Origin of the sequence: Thalassospira sp. MCCC 1A01148, assembly GCF_001613795.1 — a bacterium.
In the GTDB taxonomy this organism is placed as follows: Bacteria; Pseudomonadota; Alphaproteobacteria; order Rhodospirillales; family Thalassospiraceae; genus Thalassospira.
In genome coordinates, this window is sequence record NZ_LPVZ01000018.1 from 125,892 (window position 1) to 152,377 (window position 26,486).

Genomic DNA, 26,486 nt, shown 5'->3' on the forward strand with positions numbered 1-26,486 from the left:
ACCTGATTGTGCAAATAACGTTACCAATAATGGTACGAAATGACGTGCAGCGCGTCAGCGTTTTTCGACAACGTCATGCACCAGTTCGACCAAACGGGCCGCAAACTTGTCTTGGCTGAATGTGTCACAGCAAAGCTTGTAGGCGTCATCGCGCATATTTGTCACCTTTGTCGGGGCATGAATTGCATGTTTGATCATCTTTGCCAGCCTTGCCGGGTCTTTTGGCGGGCAGAGTAAACCGGTTGCGTTGTGTTGGACAAATTCCGGTAAGGTTGCGATGTCCGTCGCAATCACCGGGAGCCCTGCCGCCATCGCTTCGAGGACGACAAGCGGTTGTGCTTCATTGGCGTAGTGGCTGGGAAAAATGAACAGATCCGCATCTTGCAAAGTCGCCTGCCGTGATGAGGCAGGCACTGCACCCAAGACGGTGGTTGCGTCCTGCATCTGATACCGGTTCAGCAAAGAGAGGAGATCCGTCTCTTCGATATCCCCATTGGCACCGGCGATCGTGAGATGGCAGTTGGTGCCCTGAGCTCGAAGGATTGCACAGGCTGCCAGCAAGGTTTCGATGCCCTTAGCCTTGAACAGGTTGGATAACCACAACAATCTTACAGGATCATGTGGGGACCAGGGTGTGGCAGATGGCGGCAGGAAAGCGTCCGTATCCAGACAATTGTTGATCACGGAACTGTGGCATTGCAGTCCCTCGATTTCGGATCTCAGCCGTTCGCCCAACAAGATGACGGTCTGATCTTTGAAAACCAGTTGTTGTAGGGTCTTTGACCAGCGGGAGCGACGCATAGCCGGAAGGCCGCGTCCATGCAGATGCAGGATTGCCGGAACACCAAATAACTTTGCCACAAGAACATAAAGACAGTCGCGGTAATAGGCAAAACCAGTTGGGGCAAAAGAAATGTAAAGTGCATCTGCACGCGGCAAGGCTCGGATTATCCGCAGGATCAACCACATCGCCATGCCCACCTTTCGCAAGGAAAACCGGTTTAGCGCGGACAGTGTTCGGGCAAAGCGCATTTCAATGACGTGCAAGTCAAAGTTCTTGGCCAGCGCGGCAACAGCATGTCGGTTCATTTGCGCGGCCCCATGCATGGGTGGCGGAAGCTGGACCATCGCGACAACTTTTGATTGTTTCGTCATTTCGCCTCTTTTCCCGATAACAGCGGACAATTGCGGATGTTTGCCAATGCCTTCCAGATTGATGAACGGACGTCCGTTCGGTAACGATCAAGAACGAGGGCCCGTGTCTGGTAATAGAGATCGTTTGGTATTCTCGCAAAATGCCGCAGAGCGGGGTCAAGCGTACGGTCGATGAGTTTTGAATTGAGGCGACATATCTTTGCCCGTTCGCGGCAACAGGCCCGCAGATAGAAATCAAGATCGATGCAGCAAGGCAGATCGCAATCATATCCCCCGACGCGGTGCCAAACGGATCGATGCATGGCAAGTGACGAGTGATGGAGTGGATTGCCCAAATACAGTCGCGCAGGATCAATAGCGTGCATGGTGTTCACATGCGGTCGCCACGGATCGGAAAGAGCCCGGGTAAAAACAAGGCGATCATGATCCGCAGAAAGAATATCAACCTCTTGGTCAAGTCGGCCGGACAAGGAGAGGTCATCAATATCCTGGATCGCAATCAAATCGGTCGGACTGTTTTCAATTGCGAGATTGAGAGCGTTACCGCGCCCAACCGGTCCGGGATGTAACAGTTTCAGTCTTTTATCGTCTTGCCATTTTGCGGGCAGTGAGACCGGTATGGCAGAGCCATCATCAACAATGACAGCGAAGTCATCGGGACCAAGAATATCGCCCATATTATGGAAATAGCGATCCAGAAAACCATCGCCATCGCGCACGGTCGTAATGATGGTTATCGGATCACGCATCGCCGTCGCTCCAGCAAAGCGTCAGTGTTGCACTTGGCCTTTCCACCACGCTTATCCGCGTCGCCGGGCCAGCGGCGCCATATGTCACTTGTGGGGCGATCTGAAGGGGGGCGTCTGCCGTTATTCTGAGCCCCAGTGCGTGACAGCTGAGAGTGTTATGATCTGTTTGAACGAGATCGACCTTGTCATCGATCAGAATGCGAAGCAGATGAAGATTTCGGATATCCTTTTGGGGAAACGCGTCACGGATGATGACACAACGATCCCCAAATTCGATACGCCGATGCCCGATACCACCGGCAAGCCCAAAGGTCAGGTCAATCGTATTTTGCGAGGTGCGTTTTGCGCCCAGTAATTGACCAAAAACCTGATCGCCAAAGGCGGGCAGGGGATGCGCATCCGGGCCATAAAGGCTTGGCACATCCTGTTCACCACCGGTTGGCGGAAGGAGCACCTGAGCCAAGCTGCCGTGACCAGAAACGATGACGGGAGCGCCCGAGACATCAAAACCTTGCTTGCCAGTGAGAGTCATCTGCGCGTGAAAGTATTCTGATGAATACTGGACAATAAAGGGCGAGGACACCGACTTTGGGCATGGATCGCTGTGAGAATAGACGTCTTGAAGCAGCGAGGATTTCAGTAACCAATGCCCGGCAAAGGCAAGGTAGTCATCATGGCGGTTATAGCTATACCAGCCAGGCGTTTGGGGGTTTTCCGGGCCGGGTTTATCCGGCAACGGTGTTGGGGCAAGAAGGTTGAGCGGGAGTTGCCCTGCCTTCAGCAGTCCGTCTTCCAGTCGGTAAAGTGCGGCATCTGCTTCGTCGAGATCGCCGTATTTCATCAATGCATAAACCGCACATGCAGTGCCAAAGTTTTGTCCTGCCCCACGCCCCAACAGGTTGGTAAAACCATGGGAGCCGGTGAATTTCGCAATCATTTTGGCTGACTGACCGGCAATACGTTGGTGTCGGTCGTTATCGCTCTGGCTTAGGAGTGCTGCGCAGAAGGCATGGTATTGCGCAGAGAAGGAACCGGGTCGATCAAGGAAAAGCGGTTTTCGCCAATAGCGGTGCAGGATGAAAGCGAAATGCGCACGGTTGAACATCTTTGCCAAAATGTCTGATCGACGTTTCTGTCGATTGATCAGGCCGATCAACTGCCAATTTGCGACATCCGGGCTTTGGTTCGGGGCGTTTCGCAAAACTGCGCGAATGGTGTCCGATGACAGGTCAGGGGTATCAAGCAACGCGTATTCGATGAATTCCCGGTGGTAGGATGGGTCCGGCTTGGTGGATTTCAAGGCGGTCAGCGCGCGTTCGATACTTTTGGCATATCGCACGCGATCAAGGCGCGTCCATAGGTTGACGGCAAAGGCCTTGGCGTAAAAATCGGGTTGCTTGAACTGTCCGTCACTGGTTTGGCGCGACACAAGATCATCTGCAATCAGGCTGGCCAATCGCAGGCTGCGTTGGCGAAGGTTAATCTGTGTCAGTGGAAGTGACATGTAACCTCCATAGACACAGATTGACCGGCATTCAGTCGGTTGAGTGGCACCGCCTGAATTTCAGGAAAGTGGCGGCCCATCCGTTCGCGCAAACGCCAGAAGATGGCTTTGAAGGGTTTGATACGCCAGAGGAAACGCGAGATTCCATTGGGTGCCGATAGCGTGAACAGTCTGTTTGCCCATCGCAGCCAGACATGATCAACCGGGTCTGTTGGAAGCAGACGTGCATGAATGATCCAGTGATCATCACGATCACGCAGGTACAGATACGGCGCAAACCGACCTGCGCCATCTGCATTTTCAAGTGAAACGGATATTGTCGCGCCATCCTGCCCGACAAGCTTGGTCTGCCCCGTCGGAAAAAGGCGATATTTATCACTGTTATGATGGGTGACGGTGTTGCCTGCGATGATACCGTGCGTGATCGCATTCTTGTCAAAAACAAGCCGGATCACGGCATCTTGCAGCAAAACATCATCCAGTGCCCGAAAGCGTAAATTTAGCGAGACTTTGTCGGGCGTTTGCTGACGTGTGGTGTATTCGATCTGTATCCGTCCACTGGAAAGGTGCCATACATCACCGCTTTGATATGTGTTTCTGGGGGTATCGGTGATCGTGACAAACGCGTATCTGTCAGAACATTCAAGCCCCCACGGACCAAAAGTGATGTCGCCATATTGACCGTGTATGAGCTGATTGTTCGTGATGGTGGTTGCAAGCTTCTTCATGCCATGACCTGACGTTTGGTTAGAACCTTCTGGCACGCAACAAGGACCACCGACAAAACTGCCAAACGCAGTGCGATCAGCACCATCGTGTTTGATGGCGTGATTGCATCAGGGAGAACGAACGCAGATGACAGCACCAAGGCAAGACATAGCCAGCCGACCCATCTGGCATCAGGCGCTTCTTGCATGATCAACAATTGCCGGGTCAGAACTGCCAGCAGAAGTGGCCATGCTGCCCCGATTTGCAGGATATTAATCAGGTGAGTTGACGGGGCCTCATAAACGAGATGCGCCAATCCATCCGGCCACAAAAGCAGCAAACCGGAAACAAGGCCCATCGGTGCCAATAGCCAAATATCGCGAAGCTTGCCCGATTGCTGTTTGGCGAAAAGGGTTGATGCAATGGCCGTATTTAGACCTGCGCAAAACAGGAAAACGCGTTGAGCAAGAAACAGCGCATCGTCGGCGATGTCGAGCAATACAAAGTCAATGTTTGGCAGAAAGCCCGCCAACAAGGTGAAGCCGACAAGTCCAAACGCACTGGTTTGACTTGGAGATGATGGGCCGATCAATCTTGGTTGGGAACTGCGGTATGCGAAGAAAGCGGCCAGTAAGAGGCTTGATAACGAGATCGCCGGCGCAATGAAGTATAGCCCTAGCTGAGAGTGCGTGAGACTGGCGCAAACAGCAATTGTGATGCCCGCGCCCTGACCGATAACTGCGATGATACTGATCCGGGAGAAACGGTTATGTGCTGTGATCAACCAGTCAGGTGATAAAGCCGCAGCAATCGGTATGAGCAGTAGGGGCCAGAATTTTGCAAAAGGCAAGCTGGTCGCAGCAACGACAAAACCGGATGCGATCAACGCAATCAGAACCCGAATGCCAACGATCAGCATGGCTGATCGAAGGGCGTCGTTTTGGGTTAGTCGGATCAGCAGCGGGCCACTGCCAGCCTGTGTTGCGGTAACGGCCAAGCCGATCAATGCGAGCAACTTGAAATAGGTGCCAAGTTCGGCCTGTGAATATGAATGACCGATCAGCACCAGGATCGCCAAACCGCCCGTTCGCGCAACCAGATTGGCCCCAATCAGCCACAGGGGATAAAGCCCGGCTCTGATGCCTATGATCGTCTGCCATTTATCCATGGCGCGACAAAATGGTTTCATAGGCGTGATCGACCCGCGTGCCATAGGCGTGTTCAATGTTACGAGCGATCTGATTGCGTGCCGTTTGTGCGATGTTTCGACGCATGACGGGGTGCGTGATAAGTGCTTTTGCCGCTGTAACCAGCGCGTCCTGATCCCGCGGTGGAATGATCAGGCCGCTTTGATGGTTAATCACCGGACTTCCGGCATCAAACGTCGTGATGACAGCACAGCCTGCTGCCATTGCCTCCATGGTGGCAAGACTGCTGCCCTCTGTCAGGCTGGGAAAGACGAAAATATCTGCAGCCAGCAGGTGCTTGGCAACCTGATCATGCGGCAAAGGGCCAAGCCATCTCACCCCATCAGGCAAGCTTGAAAGCAAAGCTTTTGCGCAAGGTTGTAGCGCCCCGATTAACGTCAATTCCACGCGCATGCGGAACTGGCGACGGATGTTTTTCCACGCAGCCAGAAGGTGTGCTGTGCCCTTGGCAAGTGACAGGTTGCCGACATACAGAAATCGAATGACGGTGTCGTCGCGCGATGGCCGGTTCTGTTTGGACAGTGCCTGACAGTGCTGTGACAGGAATGGAACCAGGTATATCTTTTCCTCTGCAATGCCAGCGCGGTTAAGACCGTCTGCAACGGCTTCTGAAGGTGCAAAGACAGCATCTGCATATCGGGCTTCTGTGCTGCGGCGTCTTGCAAGGAGGGTCGAGATTTCGCGGTATCTGAGGCCATGTGCTTTATATTCACCGGCAAGCTGATGATGACGGGTTTCTGCCAATTGACCGGTCACATCCGCAATCGTGATCATATTCCGTGCCTTTGCCCGGCGCATGGCGGGCAGGCTGTAATTGCCTTGCCCATGCAAAATCCTGGCATCGGGCGGGCGCAGTGCAGCCAGCAGTGACAGCGGAATGTCGGAATAGAGGTTATGGGCAGGCAACCGGAGCCTTTGGGCCGATTTGCCAAGCAAATCAGGTAGTAGATGACGACCGGGAATATCCGACACTGCCGGCCCGACGTTGCGTGATGCGGGCCGAACAAGTCCGGTGCCGTTGTGGCGCCAGAAACTGTCCCAACGCAGAAGCCTTTTCTGGTTTGCCAAATGTTGGGCAAGAATGCTGGCCTGATCGATACGGCTGATCAACCAGACCGACGGCCCGGCCCCTGATTTGGCATGTGGCGTGATCATCCCCATTGCCGCACTTCCGTTTTGCGATTTATCGCGTCGTGAACAGCATTCCAGATGGTCTTGGCGTGATGAGCAGGATTGTTATTGGCAATCGCCTTGGCTTGTTGCTGTCGCGTGGTTTCAAGAAGTTCGGGTTTGGCAAGAAGCCGTTCGCAGGCAGAAACCCATCGTTGCGGATCGTCGACCGGCAGGATTTCGGTGGGCTGCAAAACATCAGGCGCGCAACCCGTCACCGTGCTTGTCAGGGCGACAGCACCACAGGTGATCACATCAATCACACCAACCCCGTAAGCATCATTGCGGCTTGGGAAAAGGGCGATCTTGCTGTTGGTCAGAATAGGCGGGAGGTCATCTGGCGGTAACTGGTCAAAAACGTCGGCATGGTTCTCAAGGCCTACAGATTTCAACACTTCTGTGGCTTTTTGGATATCGGTGCTGCCTGCGATTGCGATGCGCTGGGCCATGCCTGCTTTGATCAGCTTCGCCGCGATCAAAACAAAGATATCAAAACCCTTGGACTTGGTCGTGCGGCCGCACCAGAGCAGATCATAACACCGTTCTGACCGTGTCCGGTTGGCCGTTGCAGCGGGGATCGGAAATGACGGAGGAATTAGCGCGACCCGGATGTGTTGGGGAAGTGCTCCGTGGCTTTCAAACCAACTCGCCCCGCGCGTGCTTGCGGCGAGAAAACCATCTGCCCGTGCGATCAGGGTGCGGCGTAACCTTTGTCGAGCGGGATTGGCATAAGCCGCATCCGAGCCCATCCAGCCATCAAATTGCAAAACCGTTGGAATATCGTGTGCGAGGGCCCAGTTTTGAGCCTGCCATTGGGCAATGCCAAAGCCACCCAGAATCAGAACATCGGCCGGTTTTGCCGAAAGGGCGCGCGCAACCCCGAACGGGATCGCAAGGGTTCGGTTTTCCCCAAGCGGAATTTGCAGGCCAGACAAGGTTGCGCGTTCATAGCTGCCCGCAGGGGTTGCCCAATTACGTTGTGGTTCACGCCGCTGGGTGCACAGAACCCGCAAGCCGCCGCCAGCCAAATGAGCGCAGTGTTGAAGCGCGTCATAGGCCGCGGATCGGTAGGGCGGCACAAGGTTTGTCAGTAAAGTCACCCTCACCGTGGCGCTCACCTTGAGATGCTAATATTGCCGATAACTCAATCATAAGTTACCATTATCTTCAACCAATTAGCCATAACCTTAAATTGCATTGGGCATTGATAAGCCGATGACGAAAAGGCGGCTTGTTTGGTTTTGCCGGGGTGCAGGTGTGTCCGGTGAAGTGACAGGGGTGGTGCATGCGCGACGAAATTGCAGGGCAACGGGCTGCCTTTTTTGGGCTGCCGCTTGATACGCGCCAAAGACACCACGTCTGCGCCGATATCCGGATGAAGCTTCGCGAAGCAACCGCCGCTAACACCCGAACCTGCTTTCGCCATCACTGCCTGAATGCGACCAAACTTCCCGCTGCCTTGCGCGATGAAAAGTTATTTGCGGCACTGTCGCGCGCGAGCTGCCTTTCGGCAGATGGCATGGGGATAGTGTGGGCATCCCGCCTGATGGGGATCAGGGTGTCAGAGCGGGTAACGGGCATTGATCTGATGACGGATCTTTTGGCTATGTTCGCACGTGATGGTGTGCGTGTCTTCCTTCTGGGGGCGCGTCAGGAGGTTCTTGATCAGTTGACAATATCGTTGCCTGATCGGTTTCCCGGCCTGAACATTGTCGGGACACATCACGGCTATGAGATGGATGACGACAAACTTGCCAGCAGTGTCGCTGCGTGCAAACCGGACGCGCTTTTTGTTGCCTTGCCGTCGCCGCGCAAGGAACTGTTCGTTGATCAATATGGGCCTGAAACCGGATGCCGTTTCGTCATGGGGGTTGGCGGCGCGTTTGACGTTCTGGCAGGACAAGTTCGGCGTGCGCCATTGATTTGGCAACGAATTGGTCTGGAATTCCTTTGGCGCATCGTTTGTCAGCCGCACTACATGGTCCCGCGCTACGGTCATGGTCTTGTGGCATTTTCCCGCGTTGTTTTGCCAAAAATCGCAAGCTTTCAGATCGCCCGCCTTCGCGGAGCAATACAAAGAACGGCAAGCATTTTAGCCGTAATCATGATGTTGCTGCCGCTGCCGGTCGCCGATTCAAGGGCGCAATCAGATGTTGGGGCCAATTTTGATCCCGCGAACCGACAGGCGGCATTAAGCTGGCTTGAGAGTGAGCTTGCCGAGCTTTCAGACCCTGAAGATGTTGGTCAGATGATTGAGGTGCTTGTTGGCGCCTTGTTGATCGCCGATGGTGCGGAAGACAGCAATGCAATCGACTGGCAAGCATCCGAGGAGAGCGTCAATGCGCTTCTGAGCCTGTTTGAAGCCGTTCTTGGTGGCGGTACAAACCGGTTTCTCGCGGAGACTGTTCTTGGCGGGGTAATTTTACGTCTGATTGATCTGCATCCGGAGCCCGGTCAATTCAGGCAAAACATGCGCACCAATGCACCCGGTTTGATGACCCGTTTGTTTGAACGCCCGACGGATCGCCAACTTACTTTCACTGATACACAAGCATCCGTTTCGGCAACCTATGACGGCGATACGACGCGGCGTGTGGGACAATCACGGCGACAGTCTGAGGCGGAACGGACCCGAAAGTATGCCCCCTTGCTTGTCATTGGGCTGCAGCTTCAGGGCAGTTCAGACAACCTTTGGGAGGGTGATGATTACGAGGATCAGAGCGATCTGGCAGAGCTTGAGGATGCAAGTCCCAGATGAGCGAACGTTTTGATCCATCATTGCGCGACATGTTGGTCATCCTTTGGCAGCGACGTGGCATTGCGTCCATGGCCTTTGTCATTGTTTTAATTGGGCTTTTGACGCTGTTTGCAAACTGGCAGGGCAATTACCGCTCAGTGGCCGAAATCGGGTTTTCACAGGAATCATCTGTCGGCAAAAGCTCATCGTCAGAATCCTGGTTGGGTGATCGGCACGCGGTAACAGCCCAGGAAATTGAAACAGCGATTGCCGAAATCAAGGGGCAGGAAACACTTTTGGCAGCATTGTCGGTGCTGCGTGGGGAGGGTGTTAAGCTTGGCAATACGTCTGAAGACGGGTCACTTTTCAAGCAGCTTGGTATCCTTAATCCGGGGCAGGATGACATCGCGGCAGGCGACCATGCTGAAGCGGATCATCTGAATGATTTGCGCCGCGGGCTGGAAGCATCACGGGTCGGAAACGCAGCCGTTATTGAAGTTTCTTTTCGTGCGAAGCATCCCGAAATAGCGCAACAGGCCTTGCTGGCGATTGTCGAGACCTATCTTTGGCAACGCGAAGATCGCCAGAAAAGTGCGGTTCGGCGGCAACTTGCAGAGGCCGTTTCGCAGTTCGATGCTGCACAAACTGAACTGGCGGCACTGGAAAGCGATCTGGCCGTTTTGCAAAGCAGTGCGGGTATTCTTGACGCTGATGAAAGTGCGCGGATGCTTGATCGCATCTATGCGCTTGATGAACAGGCTGAAAAACTTGGTCAGGAGGTTGTTGGCCTGAGGCTTGCGCGCGACAGCCGCAATAACGCAGCGGCGCTTGATGATCTTCTGGCAATTCCCGATATCGCAGGCCATCCGGTTGTGCGGCAAGTCTCAGCACAGCTTGATGCAAAAAAGCAGGAGTTTGTGTCGCTTGATCAGCGCTATGGCCCCAAGCATCCCATGATGCAGGGCAAGCAGCGTGAGATTGATGATCTGCGTAGTGAACTTGGCGATGCGGCAGGTAAAGTTGCCAGTCAAATGGATGTTGAACTTGCCGGGGCTGAAGAAAAGCTTCGTTTGATTGTTGATCAACGTGATCAATGGGAAGAACGGATGGCTGTACGCAATAAAAGCGTTCAGGGGCAGGCGGCGCTGAGCCGGTCAGTCGCCCTGGCGCGTGCGAACGTTCAGGAGATTGGGCAACAGGTTCAATCGCTTCGGCGCGAAATGGCGGCTTTTCATGGTGATGCCGCGATCCTGCATGCGCCCACCTTGCCCGCAGCCACCGAATTCCCGGCTAAACGTGACCTTGCCCTGTTGGCCATCATGATAGCGTTGTTTGCAGCTGTGGTTGCGGCATTGCTGCGTCACTATTTCGATCAGCGCATCGATGATGCATTTGATCCCCAAGCGACAGTCGGCATCCCGCTTTTTGCGCGTATCCCGGACCAATCCGTCGTGGGGAATGCAACCACCGCACATGAGGAAGCGACTGGTCATCTGTCGGTTCTGATGCGGATTATGTCTCAGGGACGGGATGGGGAAACGCAAAGCAACCCGAACGGACAAGTGATCGCCCTTGGTTCAGCGGTGTCTGGCGATGGCAAAAGCCACATTGCGCATGCATTGGCCGAAAAGCTGTCGGGATTGGGGGCTTCGGTGATTGTCCTTGATGCGGATTTGCATGATCCGGCACCGCCAAAGCGGACCGATCATAACCGCGAAAAGCACGTCGATTTGACTGACGTCATGTCAGGGCTTGTTGACCCGGATGACGCCATTTCCGGGCCGGGGAATGAAGACGGGTATCAATATCTTGGTGCGCGGATGCCGGTACCGGGCAATATCGCCACGGGCATGATAGACGGGCAATTGCCGCATTTGATCAAGCGCCTGCGCACCCGGTTTGATCATGTGATTGTCGATACACCACCGATCCTGTCGGTGGCGGATGGCGTGATTGCGCTGGGGCTTGCTGATGTCAGACTGTTCACGCTGCGTTGCGGGCACAGCAAGCGCCGCGATATCACCCATGCCCTGTCGCAATTGCGTGCAGCCGGTATCGTACCCGACGGGGTGGTTTTGAATAGCGCCCAAGCCCGTCCTGCCTATGGCAAAGCCGAACCGGCGATGGCGACGAAAGGGCAACTGACATGAAGTGGTGCCTGATTGCGATAGCGGTTCTATTGCTTGGCGCTGGCGGGGTGGCGCTGGTTTCAGAGGGCAGGGCGCTATCACAGCTTAAAGACAAGCGGGCGGGATTTGCCAATGGAAACGGTTTTGCTGCGGCGCGTGACGCACAGAACCTGCTGAAAGCTGTAATGGCGTATGATGCTTTGCAGCTTGGCGAAGTTGTTGATCAGCGACTGGCGGAAAGACCGTTCGATCCGCTTTTTTGGGGCCTGAAGGCCGAAATGCTTGCGAAGCGTGATCTGTTGGTGGGGGCTAGCCTGCTCGATCAGGCACAGGCGATTGCGCCGCGCGACCCAAGGGTGCGGGCCTTGCGCGACGGGTTGCAAAGGTGGCTTCAAGACGGGTCATTGCCATCATCACAACCGGCAGAATAAGGGCTGGCATGACCATGACCCAGTCGCCAACGCTGCCAAGCAATCCCATGCCCAAAAGCGCGATCAGAAGTGCGCGTGTGTCGCGGTGCTTGCCGTTGGCAATAGCCGCCACAAAAGCAATAACGATTGCGGCCAACAGGATCAGCGTGGTCGGGACGCCAAACACCAGACTGCTGTCGAGCCAGAGATTATGGCTGCTAAACCAGTTGGCATTCGCATTCAGATCCGGGGTGGCGAAATGAGCAATGACAACAGCAATGCCATCTGCCCCCCATCCGGTGATTGGTCGTTCCGAGATTGCGTGCAGAGCAGTCATCCAAAGATCATCGCGCTGGATCAGATCGGTGCGCGACAGGTCAATGAACCGGATCCAAAGCTCGGGCGATGCGACGGCAACAACGCCAATGATTGCGATGCAGCCCAAGGCGGTCAGAAGCAGTCGTTTGAGACGGTTGGTGATTTCACCTGGCGTCAGAACAACAAACAGCGCACAGCCCACAATCGCCATGGCAAAACCCAACCGCGAATGGCTTTGCGTAAGGCTTGCGGCAAAAGCCATCGCCAGTGCCAGCCATCCACCAGCCTGATCAAGGCGCTTGCCCCTGCTCGATGCAGCGGTTTGATGATAGAGAAAGAGGCAGGCAACGATGCCAAATGCCATCAAAGTGCCGAATGCATTGCGGTTGGCAAAGCTTCCGGTCCAGTCGCCAAGATGGACTTGTTTGGCAAACCAGAATGTGGTCTGCCATCCCAACAGCTCGGCGCTTGTTGCCAGCACGACCTGCAGGGCGCAGGCAACCACAAGAGTACGGGCGACAATGACCGTCAAGTGGGACTGCATCCGCGCAACCAGTGCAGTCAGCGTCAGCACACCGCCCAGCCAGATCAAATAGAACGCCATGTTCAACCAGCCATTGGGGACAAGTGCTATGCGCGGTGCATTAAACGGATAGGCCTGCAGGGGCCAGACGGCCAAGCTTTGCAGGACCGACCAACCAATCAGCCCACCGATCCCCAGCCAGAGATACAGCACATGTTTGCTGATCTGTACCGGACCGGCGCGCAGACAGATTGCGACGACGCCAATGCCGGTCAGGATCGCCAGAATGGCAAGCGCCCATGGCCGCAGACCGCCGAGCAAAAGCGGGGCAAGAATGATCTGCGCTATCAGACAAGTTTGCGAAAGCCTGAGCATCAAGGTCAGCCAATCTGCGTTGCAATCCAAACCGTTAGCCTAGCCGAATTTTCGCATCCTGTCGCGCCGCTTGCGAGAGGCAGCCGGCCATGAAGGGAACCGTTCCTTTGGCGACGATTGCCGACCGGCAAAATCGCGATGCGCGCCATAACCCAGCAACTTTGCCTTTATGGCTTGTGCTGCTGGGTAATTTGCTGATGGGGGTGTCGCTCTGGCTGATAGGTGCTGGTGGAATGGCCGCAAAGCTTATTCTGCTTGGTTTCTGGATTGCGTTGCTGTGTCGGTTCGCGCGCCAAGTCCGGGTTGGGGGCGGTTTGCTGACAGGGGGGCTGATCCTTGCTGCGCTAACGGGCCTGATCGCGACGGGGAATGGTGCGAGTTTGGAAAAGCTGCGTCTGATCGGCAACCTTTTGATACTGCCGGTCGGGCTTCTGGTCGGGCGTATGGTTGGTCGCGACAGCCTTGGGCTTATAATCCCGGTTCTTGTGCTTTACCTGATGCTGTCAAGTTCCTTTCAGATGACGCATGAGGGATTGCGTCTTAATCAGCCGTTCTTGTTTTTGGGCTTGTTTGCCCTGTGCTCAGTTGCTCGGTGGCGGGGGCATCGGTTGCTTGCAGCAGGGGCTGGCGTGGCGGTTTTGCTGAGCCAGACCCGGATTGCGGTGTTGGCGATGTTGGTCAATCTGATCGGGATGATCCGGTTTTCGGGGGCGATGACATGGCTTGTCGGTGTCATCGTGCTTGCGGGTTTTGGCTGGATCGCCGCGTCTCATTTACCGCGCCTGTTTCTTACCCATGGCAGTGGCCGCCTGGCGTTTTGGCAGGATTTCTGGGGGCTGTGGCAAGGCGGCTCCGTCGGGCAAAGATGGCTGGGTTTCGGAGCGGGTGCGGTCGAGGAGACCCTGTCAGGTTATCAATCCTTTGCATCGTTTGGGGCCCTTCATAACGATCATTTCCGCATGCTGTTTGAAACCGGCATTCTGGGGGCGGGGCTTTGGCTTTTCGGATGGGGTGTGATGTTGTGGTCGGTGCGCCATGCGCGCCTTGCGGTTTGTATTTTGTTTTCGGCAATGCTGACGATGGTGACGGACAACACGTTGAATTACGGGCATTATCTGATCTGTTGCGGAATTGCTGCCGGGATTGCCGCCCGTGCGGGGTGTGACCATGGATAGGGATCGTCTGATCGATATCCGTGATCGGGTCCTTGCCCGTATGGTCGCTGATGGCTTTGCCGGGGCTGACCCATTTGACGGGCTTGAAAGTGCTGTGTTTCGGGCAAGTGGACTTGGGCGGTTCTGGTGTGCGCGGTTGGCGTGGCTACAGGCAATCAAGCGTGGCCCGGCTGCTTTGCGCAAGGTTGTTCGCATTCCCAAGATGGTCAATCCGAAAACGCTGGCCTTGCTGGGTGGGGCCGGGCAGGGCGTGGTGCTTTGTGACGTTCGCGATCGCCTGTTGGAACTGCAAAACCCGGATGGCGGATGGGGATATCCATTCGAATGGCAGGCGCGGGCGTTTTACGCCACGCGCCATCAAAGCAATGCCATTGCGACAAGCTTTGTCGTTGATGCATTACTTCAAAGCGGGATGCAAAATGATCACCCGGCGTTGGTTCATACGGCAGGATTTGTTGAAGGCAAGCTCTGGCGGGAAGGCTATTTCGCCTATTTCGATCACAGTAATGTTGAAATACATAATGCCAGTCTGTGGGCCGCGTTTGTGCTGTATCGGATGATCGGACCGAATGACAAAACGACGCAGGCGGTGGAGCGCATTATCGCAGCACAAAAGGCCGATGGCAGTTGGGCCTATGGCACGCGGTCCCATCACCGGTTCGTCGACGGATTTCACACGGGTTATGTTCTTGATCTTCTCGACCGCTTGCGGGCGTCAGGGCTGGACGGGCTGAACGGGCTGGACAAAGCCATTGCATGTGGGTGGCAATTCTATCGCGCAGCGTGCTTCGATAAGAATGACCTGCCACGAAGCGACGCCGGGCGGGATGGCTTCCTTGATGCCCATGCAGTTGCACAGGCGATGGCAAGTCTTTGCCGGTTTGGGGACCGTGGCGGAGCGATCCAGGTGGCAGAATGGGCCGCCGAAAATCTTTTTGATCCGGGCCGCGATCTGTTCTTTGCAGGGATCAAAAAAGACGGCAGACCGGATCGGCGCAATTACATGCGCTGGACGCAGGCATGGATGGTCTGGGCGCTGTCAATCGTGATAGAAAACACGGGCCCGAACCTGTCGAACCTGCAAGATCAAACCATGTCGAATTTTGACCCGACCGTGCCCATCAGTTTTGCGCATCCCGACCCTGACCGGGCGGAGAAGGAGGCGGCCTTGCGCACCCTGCCTGAACCGGCATTTCGCGCGCTATACGATATCACGCGTGCGGCGGCATCGCGGGCCAAGGCTGAGGGCGCAATGGAAGCGCTTTATGGCCTGACACGCGGGATGAAGACCCTGCAGCGCATCGGGGCGGAGCAGGGCATCATCCTTGGTATCAGGCGCGGTGGCTGATCATCGCGCCTAGCGTTGGCGCAGCTCGTCGACGGTCAGTTGCCCATCGCCGTTCTCGTCAAGATAGTTGAACATCCGGTTATGGACGGCCTGGAACTCTTCAAGTTGCAGTTGGCCATCGCCGTTGGTGTCCATCATGACGATCATCATTTCCGGGCCATGCATTTTGCCCATCATGCCACCCATCATCATGCCACCGTTCATCATCCCGGGACCCATGGTACCGTTGCGGAGGCCCATCATGTTACCGGCGCCATATCCCATGCCCATACCTTGGCCTTGACCCATCATCATGCCGGGACCTTGCATCGTACCTTGGCCTTGCATCATGCCCTGGCCGGTCTGGTTCATCATTTGCGTGCCTTGCTGCGCTTGGGCGACGCCAAGAGCACCAGCAAGCATCAGGCCGATTGCGGTGATTGCGAGAAATCTTTTCATGATTAGTCTCCTGCTCCTGAGGGGTGAGACCATTGTGCGCAGATCGACCTTCATGTGTTATCAAGCCGAAGGCGGGAAACTGCCCAAATTAACAAGGCCACTGTATCATGATCGGGGTGGCGCGCATTGAGCCGCATCAATCCGACACTGGTTTCCCGACAAGATCCGGCGCAATTTTCATTGCCCCGGACAAGCGCACAGGGATATTGCTAGGCAATGCCCGCAAACAGGTATCTGCCGTGCCAAGCTGAGTATTGAAAACATATGAGTTCCCGATTTCCCGCCTTGCCAATTGATGCCGTCCTGCCAGAGCTTGTCTCTGCGCTTGATCGTGGCACCAATGCCGTTTTGCAGGCACCACCGGGTGCTGGCAAGACGACAAAGGTGCCGCTGGCGTTGCTTGATTGTGCGTGGCGCGGGGATCAGAAGATCATCATGTTGGAGCCCCGTCGTCTGGCCGCGCGTGCCAGTGCGCGGCGCATGGCGCAGTTACTAGGCGAGGCGGTTGGCGCGCGTGTGGGTTATCGCGTCCGGTTTGACAGCAAGATTTCCAAGGACACGAAGATCGAGGTCGTGACCGAGGGCATTCTGGTTCGCATGATTCAGGATGACCCCGAACTTTCCGGGGTTGCCGCCGTCCTGTTTGATGAATTTCACGAACGATCATTGGATGCTGATCTTGGCCTGGCCCTTGCCCTTGAAACGCAAGGGGCCCTTCGTGATGATCTGCGCCTTGTGGTCATGTCGGCCACCCTTGATGGTGAACCGATTGCGCGACTGATGGGCGATTGCCCGGTGATCACATCCGAAGGCCGCGCCTATCCGGTTGAAACGAAATACTTGGCCCCCAAGCCCGATAAATGGGGCAATACCCGCATTGATGTGGAAATGACCGGCGCGATCAAAACGGCGCTTCGCGAAGAAAGCGGATCGATCCTGGCCTTCCTGCCGGGGCAGGGCGAAATCACCCGGGTTGAAAGTGCGCTTAAGGATGCGGTGGGAAGTGATGTCATCATCGCCCCGCTTTATGGCGCAATGGATGCCAAGGCGCAGGACATCGCGATCCAGCCCGCCCCGGATGGCAAGCGCAAGGTCGTTCTGGCCACCGCGATTGCCGAAACGTCGCTGACCATTGATGGCATCCGGGTGGTGATTGATAGTGGCCTGCAACGCCTGCCAAGGTTTGATCCGGCATCGGGCATGACGCGTCTGGTCACGGTTAAGTCATCGCAAGCCAGTGCCGAGCAACGCCGCGGCCGCGCCGGGCGACTGGAACCGGGCGTGTGTTATCGCCTGTGGCCGGAAAATGAACATCGTGCGCGTGCGCCCTTTACCGCGCCGGAGATATCTGATGCCGATCTGGCACCGCTGACGCTGGAATTGGCGCGCTGGGGTGTTCCCGATCCCGAAACGCTGCCGTGGCTCGATGTGCCCGATCGCGCCAAGATTGATCAGGCGCGCGATGTCTTGCGCGGGCTTGAAGCACTTGATGATGATAACCGCATTACGCCGATGGGCGCGGCCATGGCCGGATTGCCGGTCCATCCGCGCTTGGCGCATATGATGTTGCGCGGCGCACAGCTTGGCCTTGATGATGTCGCCTGTGCGCTGGCGGCGTTGTTGTCTGATCGTGATTTCATGCGCGGCCGCGGGGCGGATTTGCGCATTCGGGTTGAGGCAATCATCAAGGGCCGGGCGCCCAAAATGATATCGGAGGCCGCCAAACAACTTGCCCGCCGTTTGCGCGATGCGGTCAAGCAGGGCGGGTTGGCAAAACCCGATACCGCGCGCGTGGATCGGGCCGATGAGGTTGGCTTGTTGCTCGCCTTTGCCTATCCCGACCGGATCGGGGAGCGCCGCAAGGGGGCGGATGCGCGTTATCGCCTGTCGGGCGGGCGCGGCGGTGTTTTAACCAATGAAGATAGCTTGGCGTCGGAGCCCTATATCGCGGTGGCCGAACTGGACGGGCAGGCGCGCGAGGCGAGGATTTACCTTGCAGCACCTGTGGCGCGCGCCACCCTTGAGACCCATTTTGCTGATCAGATTTCCGAGGGCACGGAAGTCTTCTGGGACGCGCAAAGCGATGCGGTTGCCGCCCGCTGGCAACGCAGGATTGGCGCACTGGTGTTGGATGAAAAAGCCACCCATGACGAGGCCGATCCGGAGGCGATTGTTGCGGCGATGATGGAGGGCATCCGCAAGCTCGGCCTGCATTGCCTGCCATGGGACAAGGCGTCAGAAGGCTTGCGCGCAAGGCTGGCGTTTCTTCATCGGGTGGAGGGCGATGTCTGGCCCGATGTTTCGGATGACGGGCTTCTGGGATCACTTGAAGACTGGATCGCACCCTATCTCGGTGGCATTACCAAACGAGGCCAGCTTAAACAGATCAATCTGTCTGAAGCGTTGCTTGCCGGGATTGACTGGAACCAGCGACAGGAAATGGATCGCTTGGCCCCAACGCATTGGCAGGTGCCCACGGGCTCAAACATCCGCATTGATTATAGCGGTGAGACACCGGCCCTTCCGGTGCGCATGCAGGAAATGTTTGGTGCGACCGAAACGCCCAAGGTGGCGAATGGCAAGGTTGCCGTGACGCTTCATCTGCTATCCCCCGCACAACGCCCCATTCAGGTGACCAGTGACCTGATCGGGTTCTGGAACGGATCCTATGCGCAGGTGAAGGCCGAGATGAAGGGGCGCTATCCCAAACATTACTGGCCCGACGATCCCCTGATCGCCGAGCCAACACGGCGGGTTAAAAGCCGGATGTAGGGTGAGCGCGCTCAGGCCGCTTCAAGAATGCAAAGCTTGCAGGAATAGCCTTCTTTTTGGTGATAGGGGGCCTCGCGGATTTCGCGGATCTTGGCGATACCGTCTTGTTCCATCTGCTCAAGATGGTCGGCGTAACCGTCCTTGTCCCAGACCTTTTCATGAACCGTGATGACAGCCGGTGCGCCGGGTTTGATCACGCGCACCAGTTCATTCATCGCACTTGGGCCGACATGGCCCGATGTAAACACGCCGACACTAATGACACCGTCATAGGCATCATCCTTGATATCAAGCTTTTGGGTCAGATCGGCGGTTTCAAGCGCGTCATAAACGCCCTTTTGGCGCGCCTTTTTCAGCATGTCAGCACTCAGGTCGACACCATCAATCGTGGGTTCGCACTGTTCGTGCAGTTCCTTGCCAACCAGTCCGGTGCCACACCCGGCATCAAGCACCCGGTCCGTTGAGCTGATTTCGGATGCCAGTGTTTCCGCGGCAATCGCCGGGGCGACATAGCCCATGCCAATCAGGGTGTCATCGTCATAGCTTTCGGCCCAATCGGCATATACCGCGCGAATATCATCGCGGTCCCCGGCCAGGGCATAGGCGCGCGTCAAAAGTGGGTTTTCGGTCCCCATAAGCTTGCTCTCCATCTGTCCTGAATGGGGCAAGTGTACATGATATCAATATGTTATTCAAATCGACCGCGGTTTTGGCCGTTCAAGGGTAGACCTACAGGTTTATTGGGGTTGTTGATTTTCCCCGCCCAATTGGGGCAATAGTTAAGTGATATGGCTATTATAAGTTGCTTTGGGGGTGAAGATGTCAGGAGAGGTTTGGCGTTGGAATAGCGATATTGCGTGGCACTACTATAGCTCGATGCAGTTGGAGGCATATAGTGCTCAACACGCTACGAACGAATTTCTTCGATATCATCATGTCCGCGCTTGTATTTATTTTGGCATTGGAACGTTAGAGGCATTTCTCAATAACAGAATACGATCTTTCCTCAGTCGAGAGGGGCTTCCGGAAGAAGAGATTGAATTCAAACTTCGGCACTCGATTGAGGACAAGTGGACAAAATGGGTGAAGAGAATCTACGGAACTAGCGCGATCAAAGATTCGGGTGTGGCAGATATTTTTAAGCGTTTCAAAGATATTAGAAATGAGATTACACATCCAACCAGTCGAGATCATTCCATATACGCTGTTTTAGATAATATTCAGCCATATGAGTTGCTGGATGCAGTTGCTATTGGATTGGTATCTCTGTTCGAAACGGAGCGAAAGCCATTTCCTTACTGGTTACTTGGTTGGAACTACGTAGGTTTGAATGGAGACGCGTCTCATCCAACTCAAAGCAACAACCAGAATGGTTTTCTTCATTCGATGAAGTATATGGGGTTTTCCGTTCCCGCAGGAATTTCTCCCGCATGTGATGATTGGGAGATGAGATACATGACTTCGATTGATGGTTTTAGAAAGCTGCGTATGAGCTTAGATACCTATCCAAAAGACATTGAGCCATTCTTTGAGGAAATGCCACTTAGGCCACGGCTCTGCCGTTTTTGGTGGGATCGAGAACTTATTCTTAGCTCTCAGAAAACTAGTTAATTCTAGGTGCCCTGACAATTGTAGCTGACCTCAAGGATTTCGAGCTCGTCCTCGCCGGCCGGGGTGCGAACGGTGACGACATCGCCGACACCCGATTTCATCAGGGCACGCGCCACAGGCGAAATCCAGCTGATCTTGCCATTCAGGCTGTCTGCTTCATCCTCGCCGACAATGCGGATGGTCTTTTCCTCGTCACGGGCATTGACGTAGGTGACCTGCGCGCCAAAGAAGATGTGGGTATGATCAGGTTGTTCTTCGGCGCGGACAACCACGGCATCTTCGATCCGCTTGCGCAGATAGCGCACACGTCGGTCAATTTCGCGCAGGCGCTTTTTGCCATAAATGTAATCCCCGTTCTCCGAACGGTCGCCATTGCCCGCCGCCCAATGCACAACGGCCACGACTTCGGGCCGTTCCTTTTTCCAAAGGTGGTCGAGTTCGGATTTAAGGGCGTTAAGCCCTTCGGGGGTGATGTAAATCGGTCTGTCCATGGTCTGCGTTTTAACGCAAAGCAGATGGTTGGAAAAGAGGTCAAAAAAAGCAGCGCCCGATTGCGATCCGGCGCTGCTTTGAATGGATCAAACAGGTGCGAAATTATGCCTTGGCAGTGCTTCGCAGTTCCCTGTCATCGATGGGCATATGGACAAGGGCGGCAAAGACGCCAAGCGCGACCGAGACCCACCAGACGGCATCGAAATTACCGGTCATGTCATAGACAATCCCGCCCATCCAGGCGCCAAAGAAGGCCCCGATCTGATGGGACAGCATGACGATGCCAAACAGGGTTGCCATGTAGCGCGGGCCAAACACCTGGGCGATCAGGCCACTGGTCAATGGCACGGTCGACAGCCAAAGCGCGCCGAGTGTGGCGGAGAACAGCAAGATGGTCTCGGATGTTTTGGGCGCAAAGATAAAGATCAGAATGACCACTGCACGCATGCCGTAAATAAACGACAGGCCGAACTTCTTGCTAAACCGGCCGCCAGCCCAGCCTGCGGTCAGTGTGCCAAAGATATTAAACAGGCCAATCAATGCCAGACCTTCGGCAGCAACCGAACTTGGCAGACCACAAAGGGCGGTAAAGGTTGGCAGGTGGGTGGTGACCACGGCCACGTGGAAGCCACACACAAAGAACCCGGCATTGAGTAACATGAAGCCACGATGTTTGCGGGCTTCATGGAAGGCAGCCATAAGGCCTTGCGGGCCAAGATCAGGTGCCGCCGTCGGGCTGTTGCCTTCGGCCTTGCCGGTCAGCGCAAAGGCGGCCGGGACCATCAGCATGGCGATGGCGGCCAAAATCATGAGTGTCGTGATATAGCCAAACGAGCCATTGAGCATCTGTGCCGTAGGGGCCATGACAAACTGCCCGACCGAGCCACCGGCTGATGCGATGCCAAGGGCAAAGCTGCGCCGTTCGGGCGAGAAAACACGACTGATCGCGGCAAGGATCACCGGGAAGCTGGTCGTCCCGACACCGGTCCCGATCAGGAAGCCCGCCGTCAAGTGCAACTCACCGGGCGAGCTTGAGGTGCCCATCATGTAAAGACCAGCAGCATAGATCGCTGCGCCGCCAATCAGCGTGCGCGTGGTGCCAAAACGATCGGCAATTGCCCCGGCAATCGGGGCGGAAACACCCCACATCAGGTTCTGGATGGCAAAGGCCAGACCAAAGGTCGAAGCTGTCCAGCCGGTGTCATTGAGCATGTCGGGAATGAAAAGCCCGAGCGACTGGCGCACACCAAGATTGAGCGACAAAACAAGACCGCCACATAACAGGACGATCCAGGGAAACCATCTGGTGGCGCGTAACAGCGCCATGCGCGTGGGGCTTTGCGTGGGGCTCATAACGTTTTCTCCGGCGGCGTTTTTCTATTGTTTGTAATGATATTGAACGCGTTGGTGGCATGCGTCCAATTCATTCGCGTTATGATGCTGATAACATTTCTGCATAGTCAATGCTGGATGTTTTACCAGCATTGATCACGAGGTCGCCAACCTTGTCGATGATGTCGTCAAGATCAGAGGGTGATGGCCATGCCCCGGTTCATGCAATGAATGTATTGTCTGGCAACATTTGGTGCGTTTTATGCGTTGGCGATGCTTTGACCGCTTTTCCTTTTTGCCTTGAACGCGGTTGCCGCCGCCGTATAGCCGCCTTCACCGCCATCAAGGAAATGGAAATGTGCATCGCTTGTGATGGAGGGTACGATGCAGGTCATGATCGCTGTTCGTTGGCGATGGGTGCCATAGTAAATGTCGCCCTGAAGTTCGGCTGCACGCAGGTGGGCTTCGACTTCTTCGGCGCGTGCCTTGCTGCAATTGACCGTCATCCACAGGCCATCACCGAATTTACGGAAATCGGTGTTGTAGCCTGTGTAATCGCGATAGCGCCGTGGATCAAACGCGCCGAGTTTCCAGCCGGTTTTCATCAGGATCACAGCGATCAGCGCAATATAAAACGCCTTGAGCCACGCTTTGACATAGCCGCCTTCGTTATGTTTGGTCGCCTCTGCCTCAAGATGCAGACCGGGCGGCGGGAAGGCGACGCCGGGTCCGCTTGCGGGGATCGGGCTGCTTTTGCGCGGGCTGTCATCAAGTATGGCCAGAAGATCGTTGACCGTGGAATCAAACCGTGCGCGGTTGTCGCACGGGGCGACAATGATCGACAGGATGACATCGGTGCCATCTGCGCGGATCGGGGACCAGCGGCATGACAGCCCGGTCAGATCCGGGCGATGGCCAGACGGGGCAGGCGCAATCAGGTTCTGGCCGTGTTTCATCTGATCTTCGGCCCATTGCATGCCGCCGCCTGCGAACATCGCATAGGATACCGGATCGGATACCGCATATCGGGCAACGCGCACATCACGATTTGCCGCGCGGATATCGGCGATCTGAACCAGACCGACGCGAAGCTCAAGATCCAGTGTCTCCGCCGCCCAGGTGGCGGTGGTCGCCATCGCATTGCGCACAGCGTCAATTTTGTCGGGCGGGCAGGCAAAACTTGCGCCATCGCCGCCAAACAGGAACGGATAATCCGAATGGCCAAGCGCGTTGCTGACCGCGCAAATGACCGAGGCCCCGACCATATTGACATCCTTGAAGCGACCGGCCTCGACCGCCTTGGTCGAACCGACAATATCAGACGTGCCCACCCACCAGTCATCTGGCAGGGCATGGTACACCGTGCCATCAAGGACCTTGGCGAAGTCGTCAAACGTCGGAATGTCGCGATAAAGGTTGGTCACATCGGTCTCACAATTGCGCTGAATGCGGTGGAAATCGACAGACCCGGTCCGCCATTAATAATGCGGTGGCGGTGCGTCGTCTTCGGGTGCTGTACGCAGGAAATCAATCATGCGTTTAATATCAGACGACATTAATTTGTTGTGGCGTTCAAGCACATCAATGCGGTCCCATTGGGATTTGATCATGTCAGACAGGTCGCTGACGACTGTTTCCATATGGGAAAGCTGTATTTCGAGCTCTGTAACGCGGCTGTCGATTTCTTCGTGGCTCATGGTTGTATCTTTTGTAAGTAGCATCGGTTGCGGGGACTTGTAACGCGACTTGCGGTATATGCAAGCCTGTGGCACGACTGCCGGGTGGTCATGTGACTGCGCCTGTGACCCTAACATATCTGGATGGCTGATGACCGATTTATCCGTACTCGCCCTTGTTGGGGTTATTTTGGCGTTGATTTTGGTTTATGCAATCCGTCTGCGTGCCGTTCCGATGCCAACATCGGCAAAGGCGGCGAACGAAATCATCGCCTATATTCCCAACGACACCAGGGCCGTGACGGATTTCGGGTCCGGTTGGGGGGATATGGCGCTGGCGATTGCCCGTGCGCGACCAGATATCAAAGTAACCGGTATCGAACTGTCGCCAATCCCCTATGCCATCAGCCGTATGCGCAGCATTCTGGCGGCGACGCCCAACCTTGATTTCATCCGTGCAGATTATCGATCCCTTGATCGTGATCCGGGGGATGTTGTGGTCTGCTTTGTCGATCCGCGTGCGATGGAGGATATCGGCGATGTGCTTTCGCAACGGATGGCGAGCGGGGGCATTGTTCTATCACGCGCCTTTGCCATTCCCGGCTGGCAGGCCTTTGGCGAGGTGCCGATGAAAACCGGGAACGACCGCCTTTATCTGTATCGGATCGGAAGTCACAAGTCGGGTATTGTCGCGTGATCTTGCGGGCAGCCTAGTTGGTATGTCCGCAACAACTTCCGTCCGAGCCGCGACCATGCAACTGGATTGGCGGGCAGGGGACGGTGCCATAAGAGCAGAAAACACAGCAATCACCGGGCTTGGGGCGCAAAACTGCACCACATCCCTTGCAGTCATAAAAATACTGGCAGGCATCGGTCGGCATGGTTTCGCTTTCAACATGTCCACATTCCGGACAGGTCAGAACCGATACCAGTTCGACGTTTTCAGGGTCAGTCTTCTTCATAAACTTTGATCAATGCTGAATGGTCCAGATCGCCATCGCCCATGTCGATCAGCTCGTCATAAAGCTCCATGGCAAGGCGGGTGATTGGCAGTTCGACGCCCAGTTCCCCTTCGGAAAACTCAAGCGCCTGAAACAGGTCCTTGCGCTGGGTGACGACCTTGCCACCCGGCTCGAAATTACGTTCGATCATGCGTTCGCCGTGCTTTTGCAAGATGGCGGAATCTGCAAAGCCCCCCGTCAGTGCCGAGCGCAGTTTTTCAAGATCGACATCGGCTTCGTCGGCCATCGAAAACGCCTCTGCAACCGCACCAATGGTGATGCCGACAATCATCTGGTTTGCCGCCTTGGCGATCTGGCCGCAGCTGACATCACCGACATGGGTAACGCGTGAACCCAGCACATCAAAGATGCGATGAACACGGTCAAAATCTTCTTTGGCTGCGCCGACCATGATCGAAAGTGTGCCGCTTTCAGCACCATGTGTGCCACCCGATACCGGGGCATCGATCCATGTGCCGCCGGCATCCTCGACCGCATCGGCAAAACGACGGGTCGCCTCGACCGACGTGGTGCCCATGTCAATCACGATGGTGCCTTCCTCGATGCCGTCAATGATGCCGTCCTCGCCCAGAAGCACGTTTTCAAGGGCCACCGTATTGGCAACACAGATGATCACGATGTCGGCCTCAGCCGTGGCGTCAGCCGGGGTGCCTGCAGTTGCAATGCCAAGGTCTTCGAAGGCATTGAGTGTTTCGGGATTGCGGGTGTTGACGGTCAGAACCGCACCGGCCTTTTCAAGATTGAGCGCCATCGGACGCCCCATCAATCCAAGTCCGATGAAGGCAATGTTTTCCCCGGAAAGAGCGGTCATGACAGCGGTCCCTTTGTGTGACGGTAGCTATATCTGAACTGGCGACGCGAAACCGGTCCGCGCCCATGGGCCCGAAACCGGCAAATTTTGTTGGCTAGGCCATATCACATTGTGGCTTTTACATAAGCAGCGATTTGAGGGCGCAACGCCCAAAATGCGCTTCGGGTTCCACAAATTTGTTCATACAGGCCCAACACTTTGTTGGAATGCTGAAGTAAATACTCTTTCTGCAGCGAGGATGCGTGGGATCACGCCGCAAACAACGCCGAGAAATCAGAAATCGCCGGGCCGGACATAGCGCGCAGCCATGGCGCGTTCAATGGCCGATCCAACCAGCCGGTCAAGGTCAAGCCGGTGGCGCAGCAATTCAAGAATGCGCAGTTCTTCCTGGCTGATTTCACTATCGGACAGGACGATTTCACAGGCAAAGACATAGGCCGTTTCGCGCAATTTGCGCGGCAGGGCATCGCGGATCAAATCAAGCGCGCGGTCCATGCCGTCTTCTTCGCCAAGCAGCTTTGCGCAATCGCGTGCAACGCTGGTCACACCTTCATTTTCAAATCCGGCAAAAATCGGAAGATAACGGACCCGACGGCCCATGGCAGAAAGTTCGGCATCGGTAATATCGTTATCGGCGGCCGAAACCATAACCATTGTGTAGATCAAGGCGTCCTGATGCGAAATCACGTTGGCTGCTCCTTTTCTGAGCGGTTCTCTGAAATGCTGTTCATCCAGACATCTGACGATCCTGTCCGGGCAGTGTGAAAACCACCGAGCCAGCTGATGGTATGCCGATAAGCATCCATGGGCAACAGTTAAGCGA

At 55.6% G+C, this 26,486-nt stretch carries 24 protein-coding genes; 7 read left to right on the forward strand and 17 right to left on the reverse strand.

Features of this window, described 5'->3' with window-relative positions; all coding sequences use genetic code 11:
• Positions 1-54: 54 nt before the first annotated feature.
• The 7 genes from AUQ43_RS07130 to AUQ43_RS07160 are packed head-to-tail and all read right to left on the reverse strand — an operon-like array spanning position 55 to position 7,594.
• Positions 55-1,155 carry a glycosyltransferase family 4 protein gene (locus AUQ43_RS07130; RefSeq protein ID WP_062955568.1) on the reverse strand — a complete coding sequence of 367 codons (1,101 nt, stop codon included), beginning with the start codon at positions 1,153-1,155 and terminating at the stop codon, positions 55-57.
• Positions 1,152-1,904 carry a glycosyltransferase family 2 protein gene (locus AUQ43_RS07135; RefSeq protein ID WP_062955569.1) on the reverse strand — a complete coding sequence of 251 codons (753 nt, stop codon included), beginning with the start codon at positions 1,902-1,904 and terminating at the stop codon, positions 1,152-1,154. Before AUQ43_RS07135 ends, AUQ43_RS07130 begins: the two co-directional genes overlap by 4 nt.
• Positions 1,897-3,408, reverse strand: a complete 1,512-nt coding sequence (locus tag AUQ43_RS07140; RefSeq protein ID WP_062955570.1) for a hypothetical protein — start codon at positions 3,406-3,408, stop codon at positions 1,897-1,899. Before AUQ43_RS07140 ends, AUQ43_RS07135 begins: the two co-directional genes overlap by 8 nt.
• Positions 3,393-4,136, reverse strand: coding sequence for a hypothetical protein (locus tag AUQ43_RS07145; protein ID WP_062955571.1), 744 nt, complete (start codon positions 4,134-4,136; stop codon positions 3,393-3,395). The genes AUQ43_RS07140 and AUQ43_RS07145 overlap by 16 nt, the downstream gene beginning before the upstream one ends.
• On the reverse strand, positions 4,133-5,305 hold the full coding sequence (locus AUQ43_RS07150) for a hypothetical protein (RefSeq protein WP_147250463.1): 1,173 nt from the start codon (positions 5,303-5,305) through the stop codon (positions 4,133-4,135). Before AUQ43_RS07150 ends, AUQ43_RS07145 begins: the two co-directional genes overlap by 4 nt.
• Positions 5,277-6,485, reverse strand: coding sequence for a glycosyltransferase family 4 protein (locus tag AUQ43_RS07155; protein ID WP_114129867.1), 1,209 nt, complete (start codon positions 6,483-6,485; stop codon positions 5,277-5,279). The genes AUQ43_RS07150 and AUQ43_RS07155 overlap by 29 nt, the downstream gene beginning before the upstream one ends.
• Positions 6,476-7,594: a glycosyltransferase family 4 protein gene (locus AUQ43_RS07160; RefSeq protein WP_181838562.1), complete on the reverse strand. Its 1,119-nt coding sequence runs from the start codon at positions 7,592-7,594 to the stop codon at positions 6,476-6,478. The genes AUQ43_RS07155 and AUQ43_RS07160 overlap by 10 nt, the downstream gene beginning before the upstream one ends.
• Positions 7,595-7,779: 185 nt before the next feature.
• Between AUQ43_RS07160 and AUQ43_RS07165 the strand changes: the two genes are divergently transcribed.
• Both AUQ43_RS07165 and AUQ43_RS07170 read left to right on the forward strand, forming a co-directional pair.
• Positions 7,780-9,252, forward strand: coding sequence for a WecB/TagA/CpsF family glycosyltransferase (locus AUQ43_RS07165; RefSeq protein ID WP_062955574.1), 1,473 nt, complete (start codon positions 7,780-7,782; stop codon positions 9,250-9,252).
• Positions 9,249-11,381, forward strand: coding sequence for a hypothetical protein (locus AUQ43_RS07170; protein ID WP_062955575.1), 2,133 nt, complete (start codon positions 9,249-9,251; stop codon positions 11,379-11,381). Before AUQ43_RS07165 ends, AUQ43_RS07170 begins: the two co-directional genes overlap by 4 nt.
• Before the next feature lie 288 nt (positions 11,382-11,669).
• Here the strand turns inward: AUQ43_RS07170 and AUQ43_RS07175 are convergent, their stop codons facing one another.
• Positions 11,670-13,016: an O-antigen ligase gene (locus AUQ43_RS07175; RefSeq protein WP_114129869.1), complete on the reverse strand. Its 1,347-nt coding sequence runs from the start codon at positions 13,014-13,016 to the stop codon at positions 11,670-11,672.
• Between the two features lie 59 nt (positions 13,017-13,075).
• Here AUQ43_RS07175 and AUQ43_RS07180 point away from each other — a divergent pair, with 59 nt between their 5' ends.
• Entirely contained in the window at positions 13,076-14,161 is a 1,086-nt protein-coding gene (locus AUQ43_RS07180; RefSeq protein ID WP_232310614.1) for an O-antigen ligase, read from the forward strand.
• Positions 14,154-15,509: a hypothetical protein gene (locus tag AUQ43_RS07185; protein WP_062955577.1), complete on the forward strand. Its 1,356-nt coding sequence runs from the start codon at positions 14,154-14,156 to the stop codon at positions 15,507-15,509. Before AUQ43_RS07180 ends, AUQ43_RS07185 begins: the two co-directional genes overlap by 8 nt.
• A 9-nt stretch (positions 15,510-15,518) precedes the next feature.
• Here the strand turns inward: AUQ43_RS07185 and AUQ43_RS07190 are convergent, their stop codons facing one another.
• Entirely contained in the window at positions 15,519-15,947 is a 429-nt protein-coding gene (locus tag AUQ43_RS07190) for a hypothetical protein (protein WP_062955578.1), read from the reverse strand.
• Positions 15,948-16,211: 264 nt separating this feature from the next.
• Here AUQ43_RS07190 and hrpB point away from each other — a divergent pair, with 264 nt between their 5' ends.
• Positions 16,212-18,719 (forward strand): ATP-dependent helicase HrpB, encoded by a 2,508-nt coding sequence (gene hrpB / locus AUQ43_RS07195; RefSeq protein ID WP_062955579.1) that lies wholly within the window; start codon positions 16,212-16,214, stop codon positions 18,717-18,719.
• A gap of 11 nt (positions 18,720-18,730) precedes the next feature.
• Here hrpB and AUQ43_RS07200 read toward each other — a convergent pair whose 3' ends face one another.
• A complete protein-coding gene (locus tag AUQ43_RS07200) occupies positions 18,731-19,354 on the reverse strand; it encodes a class I SAM-dependent methyltransferase (protein ID WP_062955713.1) in 624 nt (207 codons plus the stop codon).
• A gap of 184 nt (positions 19,355-19,538) precedes the next feature.
• On the opposite strand from AUQ43_RS07200, the gene AUQ43_RS07205 reads away from it, so the two are divergent.
• Positions 19,539-20,330: a hypothetical protein gene (locus AUQ43_RS07205; protein ID WP_147250465.1), complete on the forward strand. Its 792-nt coding sequence runs from the start codon at positions 19,539-19,541 to the stop codon at positions 20,328-20,330.
• A gap of 2 nt (positions 20,331-20,332) precedes the next feature.
• Here the strand turns inward: AUQ43_RS07205 and greB are convergent, their stop codons facing one another.
• From greB to AUQ43_RS07225, 4 genes are all read right to left on the reverse strand, one after another.
• Positions 20,333-20,821, reverse strand: coding sequence for a transcription elongation factor GreB (gene greB / locus AUQ43_RS07210; RefSeq protein ID WP_181838563.1), 489 nt, complete (start codon positions 20,819-20,821; stop codon positions 20,333-20,335).
• Between the two features lie 103 nt (positions 20,822-20,924).
• A complete protein-coding gene (locus AUQ43_RS07215; RefSeq protein WP_114129870.1) occupies positions 20,925-22,175 on the reverse strand; it encodes an MFS transporter in 1,251 nt (416 codons plus the stop codon).
• Between the two features lie 239 nt (positions 22,176-22,414).
• Positions 22,415-23,578, reverse strand: a complete 1,164-nt coding sequence (locus AUQ43_RS07220; RefSeq protein ID WP_062955582.1) for a DUF3095 domain-containing protein — start codon at positions 23,576-23,578, stop codon at positions 22,415-22,417.
• 54 nt (positions 23,579-23,632) lie between these two features.
• A complete protein-coding gene (locus AUQ43_RS07225; protein ID WP_062955715.1) occupies positions 23,633-23,851 on the reverse strand; it encodes a SlyX family protein in 219 nt (72 codons plus the stop codon).
• A gap of 130 nt (positions 23,852-23,981) precedes the next feature.
• On the opposite strand from AUQ43_RS07225, the gene AUQ43_RS07230 reads away from it, so the two are divergent.
• On the forward strand, positions 23,982-24,527 hold the full coding sequence (locus AUQ43_RS07230; protein WP_062955583.1) for a class I SAM-dependent methyltransferase: 546 nt from the start codon (positions 23,982-23,984) through the stop codon (positions 24,525-24,527).
• 13 nt (positions 24,528-24,540) lie between these two features.
• Here the strand turns inward: AUQ43_RS07230 and AUQ43_RS07235 are convergent, their stop codons facing one another.
• The 3 genes from AUQ43_RS07235 to AUQ43_RS07245 form a co-directional block, all read right to left on the reverse strand.
• A complete protein-coding gene (locus AUQ43_RS07235) occupies positions 24,541-24,792 on the reverse strand; it encodes a GDCCVxC domain-containing (seleno)protein (RefSeq protein ID WP_062955584.1) in 252 nt (83 codons plus the stop codon).
• Positions 24,779-25,663 carry an NAD(P)-dependent oxidoreductase gene (locus AUQ43_RS07240; protein ID WP_062955585.1) on the reverse strand — a complete coding sequence of 295 codons (885 nt, stop codon included), beginning with the start codon at positions 25,661-25,663 and terminating at the stop codon, positions 24,779-24,781. Before AUQ43_RS07240 ends, AUQ43_RS07235 begins: the two co-directional genes overlap by 14 nt.
• A gap of 273 nt (positions 25,664-25,936) precedes the next feature.
• Positions 25,937-26,350: a tellurite resistance TerB family protein gene (locus tag AUQ43_RS07245; protein ID WP_084272017.1), complete on the reverse strand. Its 414-nt coding sequence runs from the start codon at positions 26,348-26,350 to the stop codon at positions 25,937-25,939.
• Between the last annotated feature and the right edge of the window lie 136 nt (positions 26,351-26,486).

Bases quoted from the DNA above. Each gene is read 5' to 3' on its own strand.
- AUQ43_RS07130 (WP_062955568.1), bottom strand. From the start codon at position 1,155: ATGACGAAACAATCAAAAGTTGTCGCGATGGTCCAGCTTCCGCCACCC.
- AUQ43_RS07135 (WP_062955569.1), bottom strand. From the start codon at position 1,904: ATGCGTGATCCGATAACCATCATTACGACCGTGCGCGATGGCGATGGT.
- AUQ43_RS07140 (WP_062955570.1), bottom strand. From the start codon at position 3,408: ATGTCACTTCCACTGACACAGATTAACCTTCGCCAACGCAGCCTGCGA.
- AUQ43_RS07145 (WP_062955571.1), bottom strand. From the start codon at position 4,136: ATGAAGAAGCTTGCAACCACCATCACGAACAATCAGCTCATACACGGT.
- AUQ43_RS07150 (WP_147250463.1), bottom strand. From the start codon at position 5,305: ATGAAACCATTTTGTCGCGCCATGGATAAATGGCAGACGATCATAGGC.
- AUQ43_RS07155 (WP_114129867.1), bottom strand. From the start codon at position 6,485: ATGGGGATGATCACGCCACATGCCAAATCAGGGGCCGGGCCGTCGGTC.
- AUQ43_RS07165 (WP_062955574.1), top strand. From the start codon at position 7,780: ATGCGCGACGAAATTGCAGGGCAACGGGCTGCCTTTTTTGGGCTGCCG.
- AUQ43_RS07170 (WP_062955575.1), top strand. From the start codon at position 9,249: ATGAGCGAACGTTTTGATCCATCATTGCGCGACATGTTGGTCATCCTT.
- AUQ43_RS07180 (WP_232310614.1), top strand. From the start codon at position 13,076: ATGAAGGGAACCGTTCCTTTGGCGACGATTGCCGACCGGCAAAATCGC.
- AUQ43_RS07185 (WP_062955577.1), top strand. From the start codon at position 14,154: ATGGATAGGGATCGTCTGATCGATATCCGTGATCGGGTCCTTGCCCGT.
- AUQ43_RS07190 (WP_062955578.1), bottom strand. From the start codon at position 15,947: ATGAAAAGATTTCTCGCAATCACCGCAATCGGCCTGATGCTTGCTGGT.
- hrpB (WP_062955579.1), top strand. From the start codon at position 16,212: ATGAGTTCCCGATTTCCCGCCTTGCCAATTGATGCCGTCCTGCCAGAG.
- AUQ43_RS07200 (WP_062955713.1), bottom strand. From the start codon at position 19,354: ATGGGGACCGAAAACCCACTTTTGACGCGCGCCTATGCCCTGGCCGGG.
- AUQ43_RS07205 (WP_147250465.1), top strand. From the start codon at position 19,539: ATGTCAGGAGAGGTTTGGCGTTGGAATAGCGATATTGCGTGGCACTAC.
- greB (WP_181838563.1), bottom strand. From the start codon at position 20,821: ATGGACAGACCGATTTACATCACCCCCGAAGGGCTTAACGCCCTTAAA.
- AUQ43_RS07215 (WP_114129870.1), bottom strand. From the start codon at position 22,175: ATGAGCCCCACGCAAAGCCCCACGCGCATGGCGCTGTTACGCGCCACC.
- AUQ43_RS07225 (WP_062955715.1), bottom strand. From the start codon at position 23,851: ATGAGCCACGAAGAAATCGACAGCCGCGTTACAGAGCTCGAAATACAG.
- AUQ43_RS07230 (WP_062955583.1), top strand. From the start codon at position 23,982: ATGACCGATTTATCCGTACTCGCCCTTGTTGGGGTTATTTTGGCGTTG.
- AUQ43_RS07235 (WP_062955584.1), bottom strand. From the start codon at position 24,792: ATGAAGAAGACTGACCCTGAAAACGTCGAACTGGTATCGGTTCTGACC.
- AUQ43_RS07240 (WP_062955585.1), bottom strand. From the start codon at position 25,663: ATGACCGCTCTTTCCGGGGAAAACATTGCCTTCATCGGACTTGGATTG.